Origin of the sequence: Pantoea sp. K16, assembly GCF_048452805.1 — a bacterium.
Taxonomy (GTDB): Bacteria; Pseudomonadota; Gammaproteobacteria; order Enterobacterales; family Enterobacteriaceae; genus Pantoea; species Pantoea agglomerans.
Genome location: NZ_JBLWNV010000002.1, coordinates 64,262 through 84,433, shown reverse-complemented (window position 1 = coordinate 84,433; position 20,172 = coordinate 64,262). Strand labels below are relative to the sequence as shown.

Here is a 20,172-nt window from a genome sequence, read left to right as displayed (position 1 = left end):
CGATTAAATAAATCATCTCTGATTTTAATTTCTGGAATGTCTGTCCGGATTATTTGTCTGTCGTTTCATCACGATACTAAAAATGAAAGGGTGGCTCGTTGAGCCAGCATTCTTTTTAATCCGTCGTTAAGCCGCAAATAGCCACGCAGTTGTTGCGCAACAAAAATGAATGCTTAAGTGGCTGAAAATCTGCCATTTCCTGTGGCATCAATCATTTAGAGAAAAAAGGCGACTTTGCGCAACAGCAAAATAATGCGCTCACAATTCCGAAACTGTGGCTGAAATTCTGCTTTAACGATTCAACAGATCGTTATTGAGAGGGTGATATGCCAGGCTGAAGACAGATTACTCCCTGTGTCCATTCATTGATAATTGATAAAGGATAAGCTCAATGTCCAGTAAAGGCGAACAGCCACTCGTGCTCTGGTATAACCAGCTTGGCATGCATGATGTTGAACGGGTGGGGGGCAAAAATGCCTCTCTGGGTGAAATGATTACTAATCTGTCGTCGCTGGGCGTTTCCGTGCCCAACGGTTTCGCGACCACATCCTACGCCTTTAACCTGTTCCTCGATCAAAGCGGGCTGAATCAGCGTATTTATGCGCTGCTGGATGAGACCGATATTGATGACGTTGATGCGCTGGCAAAAGCGGGTAAGCAGATTCGTCAGTGGGTCGTGGAGACACCGTTCCTGCCCGAGCTGGAGTCCGCCATTCTGGACGCCTATAAGCAGCTTTCTGCTGATGATGATGCCGCGTCGTTTGCCGTGCGCTCCTCTGCAACCGCAGAAGATATGCCTGACGCCTCTTTTGCCGGCCAGCAGGAAACCTTCCTGAATGTACAGGGCATCGACGCCGTCATGGTGGCGGTAAAGCATGTCTTCGCCTCGCTGTTTAATGACCGCGCTATCTCCTACCGTGTGCATCAGGGCTATGACCATCGTGGTGTTGCGCTCTCAGCGGGAATACAGCGCATGGTGCGTTCAGACCTGGCCGCCTCGGGTGTGATGTTCACCATTGATACCGAGTCCGGCTTTGATCAGGTGGTCTTTATCACCGCTGCACTGGGGCTGGGGGAAATGGTGGTGCAGGGTGCCGTTAACCCCGATGAGTTCTATGTGCACAAGCCAACCCTGGCAGCCGATCGTCCGTCGATTGTGCGCCGCAATATGGGCTCGAAAAAGGTTCGCATGGTCTATGCCGATTCCCAGGCGCATGGCGAGCAGGTGCGGATCGAAGATGTGCCTGAGGCCGAACGCGACCGTTTCTGCCTGAGCGATGAGGAAGTGCAGGCGCTGGCGAAGCAGGCGGTGCTGATTGAACAGCACTATCAGCGCCCGATGGATATTGAGTGGGCCAAAGATGGGCACACCGGCAAACTGTTTATTGTTCAGGCGCGCCCTGAAACCGTACGCTCAAATGGTCAGGTAATGGAGCGTTACACGCTGCAGGGGCAGGGCAGCGTCGTCGTGGAAGGTCGTGCTATCGGTCATCGTATTGGCGCAGGCGTGGTGAAGGTCATCCACGATATCAGCGAAATGAATCGCATTGAAAAAGGCGATGTGCTGGTGACCGACATGACCGACCCGGACTGGGAACCGATCATGAAAAAAGCATCAGCGATTGTGACTAACCGCGGCGGACGGACCTGTCATGCTGCGATCATCGCGCGTGAGCTGGGCATTCCGGCAGTGGTGGGCTGTGGTGACGCCACCGACCGGCTGAAAGAGGGGCATAACGTCACGGTCTCATGTGCCGAAGGTGATACCGGCTACGTCTATGATCAACTGCTCGACTTCGACGTCACCAGTTCGCAGGTCGATTCACTGCCTGAACTGCCGCTGAAGATCATGATGAACGTGGGCAACCCCGATCGCGCCTTTGATTTCGCCTGTCTGCCTAACGAAGGCGTGGGTCTGGCGCGGCTGGAATTTATCATTAACCGTATGATCGGCGTCCACCCTAAAGCGCTGCTGGAGTTTGACCAACAGACGCCGGAGCTGCAGCAGCAGATCCGTAAAATGATGAAAGGATTTGATGATCCGGTGGAGTTTTACATCGCTCGCCTGACTGAAGGAATTGCCACGCTTGGCGCCGCTTTTGCGCCGAAACGCGTAATTGTCCGACTTTCTGACTTTAAAACCAATGAATATGCCAACCTGGTGGGTGGAGAACGCTACGAGCCGGAAGAGGAAAACCCGATGCTGGGATTCCGGGGTGCGGGTCGCTATGTCGCTGACAGCTTCCGGGACTGCTTTGCACTGGAGTGCGAAGCGGTGAAACGTGTTCGCAACGAGATGGGCCTGACAAACGTCGAGATTATGGTTCCGTTTGTGCGCACCGTTGAGCAGGCGAAGGCTGTGGTGGAAGAGCTGGGGCGTCAGGGACTGAAGCGCGGCGAGAACGGGCTGAAGATCATTATGATGTGCGAGATCCCGTCCAATGCCCTGCTGGCGGATCAGTTCCTGGAGCACTTCGATGGCTTCTCTATTGGCTCAAACGACATGACTCAGCTGACGCTGGGGCTGGACCGCGACTCTGGCGTCGTCTCCGCGCTGTTTGACGAGCGTAACGAGGCCGTGAAGATGCTGCTTTCAATGGCCATAAGGGCCGCGAAGCAGAAGGGGAAATATGTCGGAATCTGCGGGCAGGGACCGTCAGACCATCAGGATTTCGCCGCATGGCTGATGGAAGAGGGCATCGACAGTCTGTCACTGAACCCGGACACGGTGGTGGAGACCTGGGTGAGTCTGGCGCAGTTAAATAAAACAGCCTGATACGGGTTGTTAGCACTCTTCAGGGCCCGCTATGCGGGCCTTTTCTGTTTATATCTGGTCAGATTCAGGCAAAAAAAAAGCCCATCACAGGGGATGGGCAAAGACTACACACAGCAATTCTTTACTCTACTCAGGGGAATGGGATTGTCTGAAAATCATCAGGTTGATTTCGAACATAGGAAACATGTTATTCATACGGCTGGCTGTCGTCTTTAAGAATCCTCTTATTAGTTTAAAGCCAATAATCTTTTGTGACCTTTACTTCGCCATTTGGCTTAAGAAACAGTGCAGAAAGTAATCTTTTTTGGCCCGAAAAGGTCACTTTCAGGCCAAAGGTGGCTTTTTTCTTAAAAATCGCTAATGGAAAACAGAATTTATCTGATCTGAGAGAAGGGGTGCGGTTAATCATCATTAACCGCACTAATCAATGCTTATGGGGGCTAGCGGCGCAGCGGGTTGTTGCATCTCATCATACAGCAGGCGGGGTATCATCGTGATCCGCCAGGGCATCAGCCACGGCCAGTTGGTCACTATCCGGGGCAGGCGCTTCATGAACCCAGACGGAAACCAGACGGTAGGAGACCGCCAGAACCACCGGCCCGATAAACAGACCAATCATCCCGAACGCAAACAGTCCACCAATAACACCAGAAAGAATCAGGATCATTGGCAGATCGGCACCCATACGGATCAGCATCGGGCGCAGCACGTTATCCATCGTGCCGACCACACAGCTCCAGACCAGCAGCACCGTTCCCCATGTTGTATCTCCGCTCCAGTAGAGGTAGATAATGGCGGGAACCAGCACCAGTAGCGGGCCGAGCTGTACCAGACAGCAGAGGATCATCAGTACCGTCAACAGCGTGGCGTAAGGAATGCCGGAGATCGCCAGACCGATACCGCCCAGCACGCCCTGTACCAGCGCCGTCACTACTACGCCAAGCGCCACGGCACGAATGGACTGCGCCGCCAGCAGTACGGCGGCATCACCGCGCCGTCCCGCCATGCGGAAAGCAAAGTGACGAATGCCCTGGGCAGCCTGTTCGCCACGCCAGTAAAGCAGCACGCTGAACAGTAACATCACGCCCAGATGGATCATAAAGCGTCCGAAATGACCGGCCTGCGCGACAAAAAAGCCGGTGGTACGGCCGATATAGGGCTGTATTTTCGCCATGACGCCGGCACCGCCGCTCGCCACCAGCGTGTCATAACTGACATAAAGCTTCTTGCCGACCATCGGGACATCGTTGAGCCATAACAGTCGCGGCATCATATGCCCCTGGGTAACCCAGGCAATCACCGGCGCGCTGTTATCAATCAGGCTGCTGACCAGCAGGGCGATAGGGATAATAAACAGCAGCAGCAGCAGCAGTGTCATCACGATCACCGCCAGGGAACGGCGTCCCCATAACAGTCGCTGGAATTTCAGCATCAATGGCCAGGTGGCAATCACCACCATGCTGGCCCAGGCAAAGCCCAGAATAAACGGCTGCACGACCCATAAACAGGCGACAATCAGCAGCAGAATGAACATCAGGGTGAAGAGTATTTGCGGTAAATCCATATCCCGGTACTGGCTTTTCATCATTGACTCATAACCTCGTCTTAATCCTTCATTTTCAGGCATTCGGATGCCCGTTTTTATCATGATCTATTTGCTGAGGTTTAAACAGAGTTGCGGAGAAAGGTTTTTGCCTTTTCTGAAAAAAGGGCAGGCGCAGGAAAAATATGATAAAACGAGAAATCGCTAATCTATAAACGCAAACGTTTACAACACCTTCGGTCAGACAATCATGATCCCACAGATTTCGCAGGCACCGGGCCTCGTTCAACTGGTGCTGACGTTCCTTGAGTCGTTGAAAGAGCAGGGTTTTACCGGTGACATGGCAACCAGCTATGCCGACCGTCTCTCACTCTCCACCGATAACAGCATCTATCAATTGCTACCCGACGCGGCGCTCTTTCCGCGCTCGACTGCGGATGTTGCGCTGCTCGCTCGCGTGGCCGGAGAAGCGCGCTTTGCCAGTCTGGTATTTACCCCGCGCGGCGGCGGTACCGGCACCAACGGTCAGTCGCTGAATCAGGGGATTGTGGTGGATATGTCGCGCTACATGAACCGTATCCTGGAGATCAATACCGATGAGGGCTGGGTGCGGGTTGAAGCGGGGGTGATCAAAGATCAGCTTAACGCCTGGCTGAAGCCATTCGGCTTTTTCTTCTCGCCGGAGTTATCCACCAGTAACCGTGCCACGCTGGGCGGCATGATTAATACCGATGCGTCCGGCCAGGGCTCACTGGTCTATGGCAAAACCTCGGACCATGTGCTGGGCCTGCGCGCCGTGCTGATGGGCGGCGATATCCTTGATACGCGTCCAATGGCCACCGCGCTGGCTGAAACCCTGGCGCAGACGGCGACGCCCGAAGGCCGGCTCTATCAGCAGGTGCTGACGCGCTGCCGCGAGCATCGTGCGCTGATACTGGAAAAGTTTCCAAAGCTGAATCGGTTCCTGACCGGATATGACCTGCGCCATGTCTTCAGCGACGATATGCAAACCTTTGACCTGACGCGCCTGCTGTGTGGTGCAGAGGGCACGCTGGCCTTTGTCACGGAAGCGCGGCTTGATATCACGCCGCTGCCTAAAGTGCGCCGACTGGTGAATATCAAATATGACTCCTTTGACTCCGCCCTGCGCAATGCGCCTTTTATGGTGGAAGCGCAGGCGCTCTCGGTAGAGACCGTTGACTCTAAGGTGCTGAACCTGGCGCGTGAAGACATTGTCTGGCACTCAGTGCGCGAATTGATCGCCGATGTACCCGACAAAGAGATGCTGGGTCTGAATATTGTTGAGTTTGCCGGCGACAACGCCGCACTGATCGATCAGCAGATTGAACAGCTTTGTGGCCGCCTTGACGCACTGATGGCGCAGCAGCAGGGCGGCGTGATTGGCTATCAGTTCTGTAACGACCTGGATGGCATTGAACGCATCTATAACATGCGTAAAAAAGCGGTGGGTCTGTTGGGAAATGCCAAAGGCCGGGCTAAACCGATTCCCTTTGTGGAAGATACCGCGGTCCCGCCGGAAAAACTGGCGGACTACATCGTCGAGTTTCGCGCGCTGCTCGACAGCCACGGGCTGAGCTACGGCATGTTTGGTCACGTCGATGCAGGTGTACTGCATGTGCGTCCGGCGCTGGATATGTGCGATCCGCAGCAGGAGATGATGATGAAACAGATCTCCGACGAAGTCGTAGCGCTGACAGCGCGCTACGGCGGCCTGCTGTGGGGTGAACATGGCAAAGGGTTTCGAGCCCAGTACAGTCCGGCATTCTTCGGTGAGACGCTGTTTAACGAATTGCGCCGCATCAAAGCGGCCTTTGATCCGCTCAATCGCCTGAACCCGGGCAAGATCTGTACGCCATACAACAGTAATGATGAAATGATGCAGGTCGATGCGGTGAAGCGCGGAACCTATGATCGTCAGATCCCGTTAACGGTCCGGGATGAATGGCGAGGCGCGATGGAGTGTAACGGCAACGGGTTATGTTTTAACTTTGATGCCCGCAGCCCGATGTGTCCCTCCATGAAGATCACCCGCAACCGCATTCACTCGCCCAAAGGGCGGGCAACACTGACGCGGGAGTGGCTGCGGCTGCTGGCCGGGCAGGGCGTCGATCCGCTCACCCTGGAAAAGCAGCTGCCTGAAAATCGGCTGTCGCTTCGCACCCTGATTGCCCGTACCCGCAATAGCTGGCACGCCAGCAAAGGGGAGTATGACTTCTCGCACGAGGTGAAAGAGGCGATGTCGGGCTGTCTGGCCTGCAAAGCCTGCTCCACCCAGTGTCCGATTAAAATTGACGTGCCCGCTTTCCGCTCGCGCTTCTTACAGCTCTACCACACCCGGTATCTGCGTCCGGTCAGCGATCACCTGGTGGCAGCAGTAGAGGGCTATGCGCCGCTGATGGCGAAAGCACCGAAAGTATTTAACTTCTTCCTGCGCCAGCCGTGGCTGAAAGAGATAAGTAAAACCCATATTGGTATGGTCGATCTGCCGCTGCTTTCGGCCCCTAATCTGAAACAGCAGCTCAGTGGTCATCCCGCCATGAACATGACGCTGGAGCAGCTGGAAGGGCTGTCAGCCGCTGAACGCGCAAACTGTGTGCTGGTGGTGCAGGATCCTTTTACCAGCTTCTATGAGGCGCAGCTGGTTAACGATTTTGTCAGGCTGATTGAGAAACTGGGCTACCGGCCCGTGCTCCTGCCATTCTCGCCAAATGGCAAAGCGCAACATGTGAAAGGTTTCCTGCACCGTTTCGCCCGCACGGCATCCCGCACCGCCGATTTCCTGAATCGGGTGGCAAAACTGGGGTTGCCCATGGTCGGCGTCGATCCGGCCACGGTGCTCTGCTATCGCGATGAGTATCGTCAGACGCTGGGCGAATCACGCGGCGACTTTAACGTCCTGCTGGTACATGAGTGGTTAGAGCGTGCACTGGCAGAGCGTGACGTGCAGGCCACGGGCGGAGAATCCTGGTATCTGTTTGCACACTGCACCGAGGTGACCGCGCTGCCCTCCACACCGAATCAGTGGCAGGCGATCTTCTCCCGTTTTGGCGCGAAGCTGGAGAACATCAATGTTGGCTGCTGCGGTATGGCAGGCACCTACGGTCACGAAAGTAAGAACCTTGAAAACTCGCTGGGGATCTACGCGCTCTCCTGGCATCCCCAGCTTCAGCGACTGCCACGCCAGCGCTGCCTGGCCACCGGCTATTCGTGCCGCAGTCAGGTCAAGCGTGTAGAGGGCAACGGAATGCGTCATCCGCTTCAGGCACTGTTAGAGCTAATGTAAAAAAATTGTGCGCGACGTCACGCCCTGGCTGGATTAGAATATCCAGCCTGCGTGACGCATGAAGTCACTTTGCAGCGCAGTGGCCTGGTTCCACTCCCCGACCATTGCCAGTTGATGGCAGAGGCGGGTCAGGGACAATCGCGCCAGTTGATAAGCCTGAAGGCGAAACAGGCGATCGCGATCGCTGTTTCCCATCTCCTGCACCAGTCGGTGATGCAGTTTACCCATGGCATGCAGGTAACTCTGGTCGTCACCGTTCAACTGGCAGATTTCTGCCATATCCTGACAGGCATCGTTAAACTGACGTAGCTGATGAATCGTGCAGTCGGCCCGGTCGAGCTTTGCCTGCGCCATATAAAAGTCGACGGTGATATCACGCACCGCAAACTGATATTCGTCGATTTTGTGCTGCAGCCAGGCTGAGACAGAAAGCGTCATAACGCCATCCTGAATGTGAATGATAATAATTATCATATTCAATTGAGCTGTGATTGCAATTGGCGGGCAGAAAAATTTATCGATTTATCCTGCCTGTCGGTATAATCGGAAATAACAATCTGTTTACATCGCAGAAAGGCGTAACCTATCAATAAGCATTTTTATCAAAAATGGTTATTTAAAAAAGATTGATTTATTAATAGGTTAACACTGGCTTATTTATGCTGACGCGCTCACCACAAGGTGAGCTGAAGAGGCTATGCTTAATAATTAAGCAAATAAAACCGCACAAGATGATTATCCCTGCAAAACAAGAGGTTGAAGTGATTGGTCAGATCACTACCATAGGGGGATAGCCTGAAAAGGTCCGGACTCAAGAGGTATCAACATGGCATCCGTTAATACAGACTCTTTCTCACCCGACGATTTTGTCTGGAAAGGGCTGACGCTGACTGAAACCGCAGCGCAACAAATTCTCAATCTGGCGGCTCAGGACCCCGATGTCAAGGGTCTGCGGCTCGGCGTAAAACAATCCGGCTGCGCCGGGTTTGGTTACGTCATGGATCTGGTGAAAGAGCCAGTCGAGGATGATTTGCAGTTCTCATTCCATGGCGCAACGCTGTTTGTGCCGCTACAGGCGATGCCATTCGTTGATGGCACCGAACTGGACTACGTTCGTGAAGGCCTGAATCAGATTTTTAAATTCAATAACCCTAAAGCTCAGCACGCCTGCGGGTGCGGTGAGAGCTTTGGCGTCGAGTAAGTGAAATATGTCACGACACAGCGAAACATCTGACGATGTACAAATCTGGGAAGGCAAGCTCAACTACAAAGAGGGCTTCTTTACCCAACTGCAAACCGAAGAATTTGCCAACGGCATCAATGAAGATGTGGTGCGGGCGATCTCGGCCAAGCGTAACGAGCCAGAGTGGATGCTGGAGTTTCGTCTTAAAGCGTTTCGTGCCTGGCTTGAAATGGAAGAGCCACACTGGCTGAAAGCGCACTACGAAAAACTCGACTACCAGGATTACAGCTACTACTCCGCGCCTTCCTGCGGCAACTGTGATGACAGCTGCGCATCAGAACCCGGTGCACTGCAGGCTTCAGGCAGCGCGCCAGCCAGCGATTATCTGACACAGGAAGTGGAAAACGCCTTTAATCAGCTGGGTGTCCCGGTGCGTGAAGGCCGTGAAGTGGCGGTTGACGCCATTTTTGACTCCGTTTCGGTGGCGACCACCTATCGCGGCAAGCTGGCGGAGCAGGGGATTATCTTCTGTTCCTTTGGCGAAGCGATCCAGGAGCACCCGGAGCTGGTGAAGCAGTATCTCGGCACGGTTGTTCCGGCGAACGATAACTTCTTTGCGGCGCTGAACTCGGCAGTCGCCTCTGACGGCACCTTCGTTTATATCCCGAAAGGGGTGCGTTGCCCGATGGAGTTGTCGACCTATTTCCGCATCAATGCAGCGAAAACCGGTCAGTTCGAACGCACCATCCTGATTGCCGATGAAGACAGCTACGTCAGCTACATCGAAGGCTGCTCAGCGCCAGTGCGTGACACCTATCAGCTGCACGCGGCCGTGGTGGAAGTCATCATCCACAAAAATGCCGAAGTGAAATATTCGACGGTTCAGAACTGGTTCCCGGGCGGCGAAGGTGAGGGGGGTATCCTGAACTTCGTGACCAAGCGCGCGCTGTGTGAAGGCGACCACAGCAAGATGTCCTGGACACAGTCTGAAACCGGCTCTGCTATCACCTGGAAATACCCAAGCTGCATTCTGCGCGGGGACTATTCAGTGGGTGAATTCTACTCAGTGGCACTGACCAGCGGTCGTCAGCAGGCCGATACCGGCACCAAGATGATCCACATTGGTAAAAACACCAAATCGACCATCATCTCCAAAGGGATTTCGGCCGGTAAAAGTCAGAACACCTATCGCGGGCTGGTGAAAATCATGCCAACCGCGACCAATGCCCGTAACTTTACGCAGTGTGACTCGATGCTGATCGGTCCTGATTGCGGCGCACATACTTTCCCGTATGTGGAGACCCGCAACAATACCGCTCAGCTTGAGCATGAAGCCACGACATCACGTATCGGCGAAGATCAGATGTTCTACTGTCTGCAACGCGGTATCAGTGAAGAAGACGCCATCTCGATGATCGTGAACGGCTTCTGTAAAGACGTATTCTCGGAGTTGCCACTGGAATTTGCTGTGGAAGCCCAGAAATTGTTAGCCATCAGCCTTGAGCACAGTGTGGGCTGATGCCGTCACACGCGTTGCCGAAAGCAATGTGAAGGAATAAGTATGTTAAGCATTAAAGATTTGCAGGTCAGTGTTGAAGATAAAGCCATTCTGCGTGGCCTGAATCTAGAAATTAAACCCGGCGAAGTGCATGCCATCATGGGCCCGAACGGCTCAGGTAAAAGTACCCTGTCAGCGACGCTGGCAGGCCGTGAAGATTATGAAGTAACCGGCGGTTCGGTCAGCTTCAAAGGTAAAGATCTGCTGGAACTGGCCCCTGAAGAGCGCGCCGGTGAAGGCATCTTTATGGCATTCCAGTATCCGGTAGAAATTCCGGGCGTCAGCAACCAGTTCTTTTTACAGACCTCGGTCAATGCGGTACGCAAATATCGTCAGCAGGAAGAGCTGGATCGCTTCGATTTCCAGGACTTCATTGAAGAGAAAATTGAGCTGCTGAAGATGCCGGCAGATCTGCTGACCCGCTCAGTCAACGTTGGCTTCTCCGGCGGTGAGAAGAAGCGTAACGACATCCTGCAGATGGCGGCACTGGAGCCAGAACTCTGCATCCTGGATGAGACCGACTCAGGCCTGGATATCGATGCGCTGAAAATCGTGGCGAATGGCGTAAACAGCCTGCGCGACGAGAAGCGTGCCTTTATCATCGTGACCCACTACCAGCGTATTCTGGATTACATCAAGCCAGACTTCGTTCATGTTCTGTATCAGGGCAAAATCGTGAAATCTGGCGACTTCTCGCTGGTGAAACAGCTGGAGGAGCAAGGTTATGGCTGGCTTACCGACGAAGAGTGATTCTGCGCTGCAACAGTGGCATCACCTGTTTGAGTCGCGTGGCGACGTGCGTTCTCTGCAGGCACAGCAGCACTGGCAGCAACTGATGCGCGTTGGCCTGCCAACCCGCAAGCACGAAAACTGGAAGTACACGCCGCTGGACACCTTACTGTCTCAGCAGTTTGTACTGCCTGACGCGCCGCAGACTCTGAGCGCTGAACAGGTTGATGCACTGGCGCTGCCGCTGGATGCGATCCGTCTGGTCTATGTTGACGGTCAGTTCCAGCCAGCCTTCAGCAGTCGCGACTGCGAACTGTTTGAGGTTCAGCACAGCGTGGCCGCCGAGCGCCGTCCGCTGCCTGCTGCGGTTCAGCCTGAAGTCTTCCTGCATCTGACAGAAAGTCTGGCAGAAGAGGTGACGACCCTGCGTCTGGCACGCGGTAAATCCGCTGCGCGTCCGGTCTATCTGCTGCATATCACCAGCGGTCAGCAGACGGGTATGAACACGGTTCACTATCGTCATCACCTGCAGCTGGAAGAGAGTGCCGAAGCAGAAGTGATTGAGCACTACGTTTCACTGGATGAGCGCGCCCATTTCACCGGCACGCGCTTTACCTTTGCGGTAGGCGACAATGCAAAACTGACGCACACGAAGCTGGCCTTTGAAAGCAGCGCCAGCTATCACTTTGCGCATAACGATCTGGTCATTGGCAATGATGGCCAGGTCAGCAGCACCAGCTTCCTGCTGGGTGCCGGACTGTCGCGTCACAACACCAGTACCCAGCTGAACGGCGAAAACACCACGCTGGCGATCAACAGCCTGGTGCTGCCGGTGAAACAGGAAGTGGCGGATACCCGTACTTACCTGGAGCACAACAAGGGCCACTGCGTCAGCCGCCAGATGCATAAAACCATCGTGCGCGACAAAGGCCGTGCGGTGTTTAACGGCCACATTAAAGTGGCACAGCATGCGCTGAAGACCGACGGGCAGATGACCAACAACAACCTGTTGCTGGGCAAGCTCTCAGAAGTCGATACCAAACCGCAGCTGGAAATTTATGCGGATGACGTCAAGTGCAGCCACGGTGCCACCATCGGTCGTATTGATGATGAGCAGATGTTCTACCTGCGTTCGCGCGGTATTGAGCAGGATGCTGCACAGACCATGATTATTCATGCGTTTGCCGCAGAACTGACCGAAACACTGGAAAATGAGGTGATGCGTCAGGCCGTGCTGCAGCGTATCGCGCAACGTTTTCCCGGAGGCGACATATGATGAACTTCGATCTCGAACGCGTCAGGGCTGATTTTCCTATCCTGAAGCGTGAGGTCAACGGTCATCCGCTGGCCTATCTTGACAGTGCGGCCAGCGCACAGCGTCCACTCTCGGTAATTAACGCCGAGAGTCATTTCTATCAGCACGGCTATGCGGCCGTGCATCGTGGTATCCATACGCTGAGCCAGCAGGCGACCAGCGACATGGAGAACGTGCGCGATCAGGCTGCCCGTTTTATCAATGCGCAGTCACAGGAAGAGATTGTCTTCGTCAAAGGCACCACCGAAGGCATCAATCTGGTGGCGAACACCTGGGGCAGCAGTAACCTCCAGCCTGGCGATAACCTGATCATTACTGAGATGGAGCATCACGCCAATATCGTTCCATGGCAGATGCTGGCCCAGCGCACCGGCGCAGAAGTGCGCGTCCTGCCATTAAATGACAACGGTGAGCTGGCGCTGGAGCAACTGGCGGGGCTGATCGACAGCCGTACGCGGTTGCTGGCGGTGACGCATGTTTCAAATGTGCTCGGCACGGTTAACCCGGTTAAAGCGATCGTTGCTCAGGCAAAAGCGGCTGGCGTCATCACGCTGGTGGATGGTGCCCAGGCGGTGATGCATGACAAGGTTGATGTGCAGGATATCGGCTGCGACTTCTACGCCTTCTCCAGCCATAAACTCTATGGACCGAACGGCGTGGGTATTCTCTACGGCCGCAAAGCGCTGCTGGATGAGATGCCACCATGGGAAGGGGGCGGTTCAATGATTGAGCGCGTCATGCTGCCTACCGGCACCACCTGGAACAGTGCGCCGTGGCGCTTTGAAGCGGGTACGCCGAATACCGGCGGCATTATCGGCTTTGGTGCGGCGATGGCCTATGTGCAGGCGCTGGGACTGGATACGATTCATCAGCGCGAGACGGCACTGATGAACTATGCGCTCGATAAGCTGGGCACCGTTCCGGATATCCAGATCTACGGTCCGCAGTCACGAGCTGGCGTTATCGCCTTCAATCTCGGTAAACATCACGCCTACGATGTCGGCAGCTTCCTGGATCAATATGGCATTGCCATCCGCACCGGACATCACTGCGCGATGCCGCTGATGCAGCATTACAATGTACCGGCGATGTGCCGTGCCTCCTTCACGTTCTATAACAGTGAAGAGGAAGTGGATCGTCTGGCTGCCGGTTTGACGCGCATTCATCGTCTGCTGGGCGGCTGAACAGTTTTAACGGAGTCACTGATGGCGAATTTGCCTGAAAAAGAGAAACTGGTTCGCAACTTCAACCGTTGCGCTAACTGGGAAGAGAAGTACCTCTACATTATTGAGCTGGGTTCAAAGCTTCCGGAATCTTCTGAAACCTTGCACCAGCCGGAGAACGTGATTTCGGGTTGTCAGAGTCAGGTGTGGATCAGAATGACCCCGCAGGCGGATGGTTCCATTGCGTTTGAAGGCGACAGCGATGCCGCTATTGTTAAAGGTTTGATTGCTATCGTATTTAGCCTCTATCAGAACCTGCCGCCCGCCGATATCCTGGCGCTGGATGTGCGCCACTGGTTTGGTGAACTGGCACTGATGCAGCACCTGACGCCCACCCGGTCGCAGGGGCTGGAGGCGATGATTCGGTCTATTCGCCATACCGCTCAGAACCTCAGCTAAGTTACACTCCACAGACGCCATCCGGCGTCTGTTTTTTTATCTGACGAGAAAATTGCATGAAACCTGCTTTACGTTTAGCCGGTGCATTGCTGCTGACCTGCTTTGGGCTCTCTGCACCCGCGTTCGCCACCGAATATCCGCTGCCACCACCTGACAGTCGCCTGATTGGCGAAAACGTCCTGACTCAGGTTCCTGACAATAAACAACCTCTGGAAGCAATTGCGGCGCGCTACCAGGTCGGCCTGCTGAGCATGCTGGAGGCAAATCCCGGTACCGATCCCTGGCTGCCCAAAGCGGGCACCCAGCTGACGGTGCCGCTGCAGATGATCCTGCCCGATACGCCGCGCGAAGGGATTGTGGTGAATCTGGCCGAGCTTCGTCTCTATTACTATCCCAAAGGGGAGGATAAGGTCATTGTCTATCCCATCGGCATTGGCCAGCTGGGTGCGGCCACGCCAGTGATGGTGACGCAGATCAGCCAGAAGATCCCTAATCCCACCTGGACGCCCACGGCGAACATCCGCAAACGCTACGCCAAAGAGGGCATTACGCTGCCTGGCGTGGTCCCCGCCGGACCGGATAACCCGATGGGGCAGTTTGCCATGCGTCTGGCGCGCGGCACCGGCCAGTATCTGATCCATGGCACTAATGCGAAATTCGGCATCGGCATGCGCGTCAGTTCAGGCTGTATACGTCTGCGTTCAGAAGATATCGAAGCGCTGTTTAACTCAGCCCCGAAAGGGACGCGGGTACAGATCATCAATCAGCCGGTGAAGTACGCTGTAGAACCGGATGGGAAACGCTACGTGGAAGTGCATCAGCCGCTGTCACGCAACGACAAAGACGATCCGCAGACCATGCCGATTGCACTCACTGCCGGAGTGAAGCAGTTTATGAAAAGTGAGAAGAGTGATAGTGCGCTGATTAAAGCCAGCTTAGCGCGACGCTCAGGCATGCCTGTGCTGGTCAGCAGTGGGGAGCCGGTGCAGAGTGATACCGTGCCGCCTGCGGGGCTGGAGAGCGCATCTGTGGGGGCTGATAGCCCGGTGACACAGGCTGAGGGCAACGCGGTTCAGCCCTGACCGGATAAGTGCCTGTGAAGGGCACTGAATTCGGAGCAAAAAAAATGGCGCCATAAAGGCGCCATTTTTAAACCAGAACTCTTACTTACGGTAAGAGTGAGCCTGGTTGTCCAGACGCTGGTTAGCGCGTGCTGCGTCATCTTTAGCAGCCTGAACGTCTGAACGCACTGCGTTCACGTCGTTGCTCAGCTGGTCAACTTTAGCGTTCAGAGTCTGAACGTCTGAAGACAGCTGGTCGATTTTAGCGTTGCTTGAGCAACCAGCCAGCATAGTTGAAGCCAGAACTACCGCGCCCAGTACCAGTTTAGTACGATTCATTATTTATACCCTCTAGATTGAGTTAATCTCCATGTAGCGTTACAAGTATTACACAAAGCTTTTTAAGTTGAGAATAAATTTTTGATGAGAAGATGCTTAAATTTGATCGTTCGCTCAAAGAAGCAGCGAATCACAGAATATGATAAAAAAATTTAGCGAAAACAGAGAGATTTAATCGGATTAACCTTAATATTAAGAGTATTTGAATAGTTATTTTCGATTGGAATTTTCTGACATTTGGTTTAAGTAGAAATAAAAAAAAGCGCCCGATAAAGGCGCTTCAAAATAATGGTCAGAGAGAGTTTTACAGAACGTGTACAGAAGCGGTGTTGGTAGTTCCGCTTGGTACTAATGCGCCTGACACCAGTACCACGACATCGCCTTTCTGGCCATAGCCACTTTCCAGCGCCGCTTCTTTACCCAGACGATAGAAATCGTCGGTTGAAGCGATCTCAGTCACCAGACGTGTCTCAATCCCTTTGCTCAGGATCAGCTGACGGGCAGTCATCGGATTGGTGGTCAGCGCCAGAATGGTCGCGTTCGGGAAATATTTACGTACGGCTTTAGCAGATTTACCCCCTTCGGTAGCAACCACAATCAGTGGCGCTTCCAGCTTCTCAGCGGTCTCTACAGCACCACGGCAGACGGCTTCTGTGATACGCATTTTGCGGTTATCACTCTGGCTGTCGATGCGGGACTTCATCACGCGATCGGTACGCTCACAGATGGTCGCCATGATGGTGACCGACTCCAGCGGATAACGGCCTTTGGCGCTCTCACCTGACAGCATGACAGCATCGGTACCGTCAAGAATGGCATTTGCCACGTCACCGGCTTCTGCGCGGGTAGGGCGCGGGTTCTTGATCATGGAATCGAGCATCTGGGTAGCCGTGATGACCACTTTGCGTGCTTTATTACATTTTTTGATCATCATCTTCTGCGCGAAGATCACTTCTTCAACCGGGATCTCAACGCCCAGATCGCCACGCGCAACCATGATGCCGTCTGACGCTTCGAGGATTTCGTCGAAGTTGTTCAGGCCTTCCTGGTTTTCGATTTTGGAGATGATCTGGATATGCTCGCCGCCGTTCTGTTTCAGGTGCTCGCGAATTTCCAGCACGTCTGAACGTTTACGGATGAAAGAGGCGGCGACAAAGTCTACGCCCTGCTCACAACCAAAAATCAGGTCGCGCTTATCTTTTTCGGCAAGTGCTGGCAGCTGGATAGAGACGCCTGGCAGGTTAACGCCTTTGTTTTCGCCCAGATCGCCATTGTTCAGGACTTTACACACCACGGTATTTTCAGTGACTTCGGTCACTTCCATACCAATCAGGCCATCATCGACCAGCACCGTGTTGCCGATTTTCAGGTCAGCAGTAAAACCCGGGTAGGTCACCGCAACGCGCTCGCTGTTGCCAATCACGCTCTGGTCTGTAGTAAAGGTAAAGGTCTGACCCGCTTTCAGAGCCGCATCGTTGCCGCCTTCCAGTTTCATGGTGCGGATTTCAGGGCCTTTGGTATCCAGCAGGATAGCGGCCTGACGGCCGGTTTTCTGCATAACGGCACGCATGTTGGTGATGCGTTGGCCATGCTCAGCGTAGTCGCCGTGAGAGAAGTTAAGACGCATAACATTCATGCCAGCTTCAAGCAGCTGAGTCAGCATCTCTTCGGATTCGGTTTTCGGGCCGATTGTACAAACGATTTTAGTCTTTTTCATGACGGATTTTCTGTAAGTTGTGATGGATGAATAAGGGCGGAATCCGATGGCAGCGCATCGAAGTGAAATTTCTGATTGAGACTGAAATGGGCAGTACTGAGTAAGAATAGGTGACGAAGGCCAGGCGTGCAGGGAAGTTGTGCGGTTACGGTTGGTAACCACCACGCTGTTGTTGCGCAAATCATTTGAGTTATCGCAGTAAGCACGTGATCGCTGAAACCTTTCAAGTAAGCAACGCGGGACAGTATAGACGCTAAGTATGCGAAAACCAATCAAAAAGCAGAAGGGGGAAGCGATGCAGATCAATAAAAGTGGAGTTGCGCAAGCTGAAGGAATTCTGAAAGTGGTGCGCTCTAATGGACTCGAACCATCGACCCCCACCATGTCAAGGTGGTGCTCTAACCAACTGAGCTAAGAGCGCATACTGAATATTGGTGCGTCCGAGTGGACTCGAACCACCGACCCCCACCATGTCAAGGTGGTGCTCTAACCAACTGAGCTACGGACGCACTTGGTGCGCTCTAATGGACTCGAACCATCGACCCCCACCATGTCAAGGTGGTGCTCTAACCAACTGAGCTAAGAGCGCAACATGCTGTCAGGGCGACAGCGGGGACGAATATTAACGGCAGCGTGTGAGGCTGGCAAGGGGAAAATAGTTTTTTCGCCATGACTGCACAGCAACTGTGCTAACCGTCGTTTTTTTCGTCATTGCGGGCCATGAATGACCCGCCTCGAACGTTATCGCGCTGCACGCGTCAGGATAATCTCCGCCGGAGATTGCTGTAAGCGTCTGATGCGCCAGATCATCATCACCGCAGCCGAGGTCAGGCCGATAATAAAGCCGCACCAGAAGCCCGCAGGTCCCATGCGCGGCACCACCCAGTCGGTCAGCGCCAGCAGATAACCGGCGGGCAGCCCCAGCAGCCAGTAAGCGATAAAGGTAATAAAAAAAATCGACCGCGTATCTTTATAACCGCGCAGGATCCCGCTGCCAATCACCTGTATCGAGTCTGAGAACTGATAAATTGCCGCCAGCAGCATCAGCTGTGCCGCCAGCGTCACCACTTCAGGGTTGTCGTTATAGAGCAGGGCAATCTGATGACGGAACGTCACGGTAAAAATGGCGGTTAGCGCCGCCATGCTGATGCCTACACCCTGTGCGGTCCAGGCCGCGACCCGTGCCTGCTCGGTGGAGCCCTGGCCCAGACGATAACCGACGCGGATGGTGGTCGCGACACCCAGCGACAGCGGCAATACAAACATCAGTGAACTGAAATTGAGCGCAATCTGGTGGCCGGCCACGTTAACGATGCCCAGTGGCGAAACCAGCAGGGCGACCACGGCGAACAACGTGACCTCAAAGAAGAGTGCCAGCGCCACCGGCAATCCCAGCGTCATCAGGCGGCTCAGAATCGGACGGGAAGGGGGTGACCAGCGGCTCTCCATACGGATATCGCGCATGCTACCCATCCGGCGCACCCAGAAGCGCATGCAGATAAACATCACCCAGTAGACCGAGGCGGTCGCCACGCCGCAGCCGACACCGCCCAGGGCAGGCATGCCGAAGTGGCCATAGATAAAGACATAGTTGAGCGGGATGTTGAACATCAGGCCTAAAAAGCCCAGCACCATGCCGGGTTTGGTTTTCGACAGCCCCTCGCACTGATTGCGCAGCACCTGGAAGAAGAGGTAGCCAGGCGCGCCGAACAGCAGGGCATGCAGATAGCCTTCTGCCTTCAGCGCCAGCACTGGATCGATGTCATGCATCGCCCGGATAAGATAACCGGCATGCCACAACAGCACCATAATCAGCAGGGAGACGAAAAAGGCGAGCCAGTATCCCTGGCGGATCTGTTCACCGATGCGTTCGCGGCGGCCAGAACCATTGAGTTGCGCAACGGTGGGCGTCAATGCAAGCAGAAGACCATGACCAAACAGGATGGCCGGTAGCCAGACAGAGGTGCCGACAGCAACGGCGGCCATATCCGTGGCGCTGACTGCGCCGGCCATAATGGTATCCACAAATCCCATTGCGGTTTGAGCCACCTGAGCAAGGATGACCGGAATCGCAAGGGCCAGCAATTGACGCGCTTCTGTTAAATACTTCTGCACGTTAACACCTGACTTATTGAATGAATTAAAAGGGGCAGGAAGCCCGGGGAATTTCGCGAGTTAGTGTAACTGGCGTAACAGAATTCGCCAATCTTTGTCACACAATGCGATTTGCTCCGCTATAAAGCGGCGGTGCGGGCTGAAATCTAACAGCCGACCTGAGCTGTGATAAACTAGCGTAAACTTCGCAGAGGCAAAGACTATGTTTACCGGTATTGTGCAGGGCACCGCAGAAATCGTGTCCATTGAAGAGAAAGAACTGTTTCGCACCCACACTGTCCGCCTGCCGGAAGAGCTCTTACCGGGTCTGGCGCTGGGCGCATCCGTAGCCCATAACGGTTGCTGTTTAACCGTAACGGCAATTGAAGGCGACCGCGTCAGTTTTGATTTAATTAAAGAGACATTGCGGGTGACTAACCTTGGCGATTTACGTCAGGGCGATGTGGTCAATATTGAGCGTGCAGCGAAATTCAGCGATGAAATAGGCGGACATCTGATGTCTGGTCATATTATGACCACCGCTGAAATCTGCAAGATTATCCAGTCAGAACATAACCGCGAGGTCTGGTTTAAAATCCAGGATGCGGCGCAGATGAAATATATTCTGCATAAAGGGTTTGTCGGCATCGACGGTATCAGCCTGACGGTAGGCGATGTGACTAAGACTAAGTTCTGCGTCTATCTGATCCCGGAAACGCTGGAGCGTACCACGCTGGGGGCGAAGACCTTTGGCGATCGGGTGAATATTGAAATCGATCCGCACACGCAGGCAATCGTGGAGACCGTTGAGCGGGTGTTAGCACAGCGCGATGCCGCGGCGGCGATGAGCATGCTGACCGGCCAGTCAAAGACAGAGAGTTAATAAAAGGCGCGTAAGCACCGCTGACAGCCCAATCGGTTTTACTCTGTC

The 20,172-nt window shown here is 54.2% G+C and carries 15 protein-coding genes, 3 tRNA genes and 1 other RNA gene; 10 read left to right on the top strand and 9 right to left on the bottom strand.

The features are described 5' to 3' along the window. Positions 1-391: 391 nt before the first annotated feature. Positions 392-2,776 (top strand): phosphoenolpyruvate synthase, encoded by a 2,385-nt coding sequence (ppsA, locus tag ACK13D_RS03115; RefSeq protein WP_418795668.1) that lies wholly within the window; start codon positions 392-394, stop codon positions 2,774-2,776. 69 nt (positions 2,777-2,845) lie between these two features. Here the strand turns inward: ppsA and rprA are convergent. Beyond that, an RNA gene (rprA, locus tag ACK13D_RS03110) (antisense sRNA RprA) lies at positions 2,846-2,953 on the bottom strand. Positions 2,954-3,245: 292 nt separating this feature from the next. Beyond that, entirely contained in the window at positions 3,246-4,364 is a 1,119-nt protein-coding gene (ydiK, locus tag ACK13D_RS03105; protein WP_010670033.1) for an AI-2E family transporter YdiK, read from the bottom strand. Between the two features lie 205 nt (positions 4,365-4,569). Here ydiK and ydiJ point away from each other — a divergent pair, with 205 nt between their 5' ends. Continuing rightward, on the top strand, positions 4,570-7,623 hold the full coding sequence (gene ydiJ / locus ACK13D_RS03100; RefSeq protein ID WP_418795665.1) for a D-2-hydroxyglutarate dehydrogenase YdiJ: 3,054 nt from the start codon (positions 4,570-4,572) through the stop codon (positions 7,621-7,623). Positions 7,624-7,656: 33 nt separating this feature from the next. Here ydiJ and ACK13D_RS03095 read toward each other — a convergent pair whose 3' ends face one another. Further along, positions 7,657-8,061, bottom strand: coding sequence for a hypothetical protein (locus ACK13D_RS03095; RefSeq protein ID WP_010670035.1), 405 nt, complete (start codon positions 8,059-8,061; stop codon positions 7,657-7,659). A 388-nt stretch (positions 8,062-8,449) separates the two neighbouring features. On the opposite strand from ACK13D_RS03095, the gene sufA reads away from it, so the two are divergent. Genes sufA through ACK13D_RS03060 form a run of 7 tightly spaced genes read left to right on the top strand, consistent with a single transcriptional unit; the run spans position 8,450 to position 15,112 of the window. Further along, positions 8,450-8,824 (top strand): Fe-S cluster assembly scaffold SufA, encoded by a 375-nt coding sequence (sufA, locus tag ACK13D_RS03090; RefSeq protein WP_010245637.1) that lies wholly within the window; start codon positions 8,450-8,452, stop codon positions 8,822-8,824. A gap of 7 nt (positions 8,825-8,831) precedes the next feature. Then, positions 8,832-10,325, top strand: coding sequence for a Fe-S cluster assembly protein SufB (sufB, locus tag ACK13D_RS03085; RefSeq protein ID WP_010245634.1), 1,494 nt, complete (start codon positions 8,832-8,834; stop codon positions 10,323-10,325). Between the two features lie 42 nt (positions 10,326-10,367). Then, on the top strand, positions 10,368-11,114 hold the full coding sequence (gene sufC / locus ACK13D_RS03080; protein WP_010245631.1) for a Fe-S cluster assembly ATPase SufC: 747 nt from the start codon (positions 10,368-10,370) through the stop codon (positions 11,112-11,114). Next, the gene (gene sufD, locus ACK13D_RS03075; RefSeq protein ID WP_052271702.1) at positions 11,089-12,369 is read left to right on the top strand and encodes a Fe-S cluster assembly protein SufD; all 1,281 of its coding nucleotides are present in this window, start codon (positions 11,089-11,091) and stop codon (positions 12,367-12,369) included. The genes sufC and sufD overlap by 26 nt, the downstream gene beginning before the upstream one ends. Next, complete coding sequence (gene sufS / locus ACK13D_RS03070; RefSeq protein ID WP_158149750.1) at positions 12,369-13,592, top strand: cysteine desulfurase SufS; 1,224 nt, start codon at positions 12,369-12,371, stop codon at positions 13,590-13,592. The genes sufD and sufS overlap by 1 nt, the downstream gene beginning before the upstream one ends. Positions 13,593-13,613: 21 nt before the next feature. Then, complete coding sequence (gene sufE, locus ACK13D_RS03065; protein ID WP_010245623.1) at positions 13,614-14,030, top strand: cysteine desulfuration protein SufE; 417 nt, start codon at positions 13,614-13,616, stop codon at positions 14,028-14,030. 56 nt (positions 14,031-14,086) lie between these two features. Continuing rightward, positions 14,087-15,112, top strand: coding sequence for a L,D-transpeptidase family protein (locus tag ACK13D_RS03060; protein WP_010670037.1), 1,026 nt, complete (start codon positions 14,087-14,089; stop codon positions 15,110-15,112). An 81-nt stretch (positions 15,113-15,193) separates the two neighbouring features. Here the strand turns inward: ACK13D_RS03060 and ACK13D_RS03055 are convergent, their stop codons facing one another. From ACK13D_RS03055 to ACK13D_RS03030, 6 genes are all read right to left on the bottom strand, one after another. Then, the gene (locus ACK13D_RS03055; RefSeq protein ID WP_003853216.1) at positions 15,194-15,430 is read right to left on the bottom strand and encodes a major outer membrane lipoprotein; all 237 of its coding nucleotides are present in this window, start codon (positions 15,428-15,430) and stop codon (positions 15,194-15,196) included. A gap of 304 nt (positions 15,431-15,734) precedes the next feature. Beyond that, positions 15,735-17,147, bottom strand: coding sequence for a pyruvate kinase PykF (gene pykF / locus ACK13D_RS03050; protein WP_010245613.1), 1,413 nt, complete (start codon positions 17,145-17,147; stop codon positions 15,735-15,737). Between the two features lie 344 nt (positions 17,148-17,491). Further along, positions 17,492-17,568 (bottom strand) — tRNA-Val (locus ACK13D_RS03045). Positions 17,569-17,579: 11 nt separating this feature from the next. Continuing rightward, positions 17,580-17,656 (bottom strand) — tRNA-Val (locus ACK13D_RS03040). 3 nt (positions 17,657-17,659) lie between these two features. After that, positions 17,660-17,736 (bottom strand) — tRNA-Val (locus ACK13D_RS03035). Positions 17,737-17,888: 152 nt separating this feature from the next. Continuing rightward, entirely contained in the window at positions 17,889-19,262 is a 1,374-nt protein-coding gene (locus ACK13D_RS03030) for an MATE family efflux transporter (RefSeq protein ID WP_022625743.1), read from the bottom strand. 202 nt (positions 19,263-19,464) lie between these two features. On the opposite strand from ACK13D_RS03030, the gene ACK13D_RS03025 reads away from it, so the two are divergent. After that, the gene (locus ACK13D_RS03025) at positions 19,465-20,124 is read left to right on the top strand and encodes a riboflavin synthase (RefSeq protein ID WP_010245607.1); all 660 of its coding nucleotides are present in this window, start codon (positions 19,465-19,467) and stop codon (positions 20,122-20,124) included. The last annotated feature ends 48 nt before the right edge of the window (positions 20,125-20,172 follow it).